This window comes from Sphaerospermopsis reniformis (assembly GCF_005402885.1).
In the GTDB taxonomy this organism is placed as follows: Bacteria; Cyanobacteriota; Cyanobacteriia; order Cyanobacteriales; family Nostocaceae; genus Sphaerospermopsis; species Sphaerospermopsis kisseleviana.
Genome location: NZ_BJCE01000383.1, coordinates 1 through 3,111, shown reverse-complemented (window position 1 = coordinate 3,111; position 3,111 = coordinate 1). Strand labels below are relative to the sequence as shown.

Genomic DNA, 3,111 nt, shown 5'->3' with positions numbered 1-3,111 from the left:
CATTTTTTCCGGGCTATACTAACAGTAACTATCTCTAGCCCTGATGATTACGTCAAGTCTGGCTGAAATGAGAACATCCTCAAAGCCATACACAGACTGCCTTTTTAATTTTCGGACAGGTCTAATACCTTGATTAATTAAATAGCTGAGATATTCTTGCCAATCAGTGAGAATTTGAATTGCACCATCAAAATCCCAGCGTTCTAACAATAATCTAATAGTTTGGTACTTGTGAGTACGTATATAACGCCAATAAGATTCTAATTCACAACTAGATGGTTGACCTGTAAAAACACTAGGAATGCAAAGTTGAGGATTAACAAATAATAAGCGTTTAAATGCGGATAATACAGAAATTCCTTGAAGTTGAAGCGCAGTTTTCATTTGAATAGTACCACCTTTGACACTAATTAACATTAACTCCTCTTCTACTTCTAAGTCAGATGCAGATTGTAAATTGATTGTTTGTTGAACTCGATTAAAAACCGCTTGTGGATTATTGATGATTTCTCCTGGCGTTTGCTCAAATTCTTTTGTAGATAACTTATATTTACCATTATCAATTTTAATGACTTGCGTATAAACTAAACTGTCAATTGTGAAAATATTTCTGAGATCATTAAAATCAACCTGAGTCTGAGAAATATTGTCAATGTGAATAAAACCCTTAACGCCTGCTATTGTTTCTACAAATACGCCTTGTCCTTGATTTTCAAAAGCAATCACTTTAGCTAAAACTGTGTCACCAATTTTCAGTAATTTTTGCTGTCTTTGATTTTTTTCTTCTGCTGTTCTGAGTCTGTTAAAAAAATCAAAGTAAAATTTAAACAATAAATCCGAATCTACTAATGGTATATCTTCTGGTATGTATTCTGGTATCAGAGTAAAATATGGTAATTTAGTAGCAAACCATTTTTCAATTATTGGATATAGATGTACAGTATCTTTATTGCGGACTTTGGGGTCTTTCTGCTCAACTTTTTGGTTACTGACAATTATATATGCTTGGTTAATCCCCATTGTTATAGCTTTTTCAATAACACCCCAAATTCGAGGCGGAAAAATCCGCTCATTCCAATATTCAGGATTATCTTGATAATACGCTAATAATCTTTCCGTAAGTTCTCGACTGCTCGGTACTACATTTGAACGAAAACCTAATTCAGAGTATAATCCACTAGATTGGAAATATAAATAAGGTTTTTCCCACATATTTATTTCTTCAGGAGTTAATCCTGATTTATCTTGATTAGGTTCAGAAAGTGGGTCAATTGGTAAATAACGTTCTTGACCATTAACGTTAATTTTAATGGCTAAATCTGATGTACCAATGTTAGCAATGAGGATACCCATATTTTTCTCCAAGATGTGAAGTTGATACAGAAAGGGGAAGGAGTTACAGGAGTAACAGAAGTTCAGCTAGAGCTAAGTACAAGGTTGTATTTCTGTCTCCTGTGTTATATCTCCTACCTTACCTTGTGTGAAGTCGTTTGATGAGATGTATCTTAGGAGACGCACATGGATGCGTCTAGCTATTTAGCGCGAACAACAAAAAGTCTAGTCTCTGTCTTGGGTTTACCTTTGCGGTAGAGGCCAAATTTGTTTGCATTCTGTAACCGGAAGTTCTGGTTTTGTCAGTAACTCAAAATAGCGTTTTCGATGGTCGTTATTTGCACCAAAGATAGTAACCACATCAAAACGGTTGTTAATTCGAGCTATCCAAATAGGCGATCGCTCATTTATTGAACCACATAGTTCTTTATTATACTCATTACTTGTTTTGGTAGCTTCTCGATGCAACAGTGCTAAAGCCGGAGGTTTATCATTTTGTATATCTCCTCGAACGCAGAGAATACGACAGCTAGTATCAACAGCTTCAGACCAATTTCCGGTGACAGTTGCTTGTCTTGGTCTTCGGGGGTTACAAGTGTGTTTACTGAATGTTGATAAATTGGTGTAAAAAGCATTCAAATGTTTCTGAAAATCTGCTTGTAAACCTGCCAAAGAAGTTGAATATTCCCATTTCTGGTCATTACCTGTAAATTTCAAAGTTGAACCCCGCCAATACGGTCTTTGCGGCCTGTTTCTATTACTACGTGAATAACAAGGTCTTCTTGCACCTTGGCCAACACCACCAAGATGGAACATTAACCAAGTCAAACTTTGAATTAAATTAATTGTTGCATCTCGTTGTTCTTCTGATAATTGCCGAATCAGATAAGATAGCGGTAAATTTAATAAACCTTTTGCCAAACCAAAATCATCACCAGCATGAAGAGCATTATCTCTAATTACCCTACCCTCGGTAATTTCTATTTGCACAAGTCCCATTTTCGCTTCTGGTTCAATACCACCAAAAAGAATTAATTCCTGTTCTTTAACTACATTTGCTGGTAATACTCCTAATGCCAAAGTCCGAAACCAATAACGCAACATCGAACGAAAAGCAGGGGGACGAACTTCTGGTCTAGCTATTCCGGGTGTTTTCCATTCATCTAAATTCCTTTTTTTGCCATTGATATAAATTTCTTTTTCTTTCCATTGTTCAAATTTCTGTCTTCCGTGCATCAATTGTCCTTGCAATTCAAATCGGGATTTCAGGACAGTTTTACGTTTTTTGGGTTTTTCCTGTTGTTCATTGGGGTTAACTTCTTCTAGCACCCCATAACCACTATTAACCCTAGAACCAATACCTTGAGTTAGCCCTTGTAATAACCATTTGGGAGCAACGCGATTTTGTGAAGTCGGGTATTGTTCGAGCGATCGCCAAGCCCAAAACAGGCATCGCTAAAAATCTTTTACCGTACAGTAAAATAATTTTACACATAGATAATAAATAATATTACTGATATAACTCGATCAGATTTGAGGAGTTGAGGCAGACTGGTATTGTGGTCAAAAAAAAGGTAGGATTCCCAAAGATAAAAAAGGGAACGCCTACCATTAATGAAAAAAATATATTCAAGTCTTGATTTAACCAAAAGTTTGAAAGATTTTCAAGAGAAAGTTACGAAACTTTTAGAAATTTCTAATATCACCGAATGGAATGGACAAACATTCAAGGCGCGTGAAGAAAATATTAGAGAAGCTGCATTAATATTAGCAGGGGAG

Annotated in this window: 2 protein-coding genes and 1 pseudogene; 1 reads left to right on the top strand and 2 read right to left on the bottom strand. The window is 35.9% G+C overall.

Features of this window, described 5'->3' with window-relative positions; genetic code table 11:
* Positions 1 to 18 precede the first annotated feature (18 nt).
* A complete protein-coding gene (locus FFR48_RS26660) occupies positions 19 to 1,353 on the bottom strand; it encodes a S1 RNA-binding domain-containing protein (RefSeq protein WP_137669433.1) in 1,335 nt (444 codons plus the stop codon).
* A 222-nt stretch (positions 1,354 to 1,575) separates the two neighbouring features.
* Positions 1,576 to 2,661, bottom strand: a complete 1,086-nt coding sequence (locus tag FFR48_RS26655; RefSeq protein WP_137669432.1) for a hypothetical protein — start codon at positions 2,659 to 2,661, stop codon at positions 1,576 to 1,578.
* Between the two features lie 285 nt (positions 2,662 to 2,946).
* Between FFR48_RS26655 and FFR48_RS26650 the strand changes: the two are divergent.
* Positions 2,947 to 3,111 (top strand): annotated as a pseudogene (locus tag FFR48_RS26650) (ISLre2 family transposase); the annotation flags it as partial.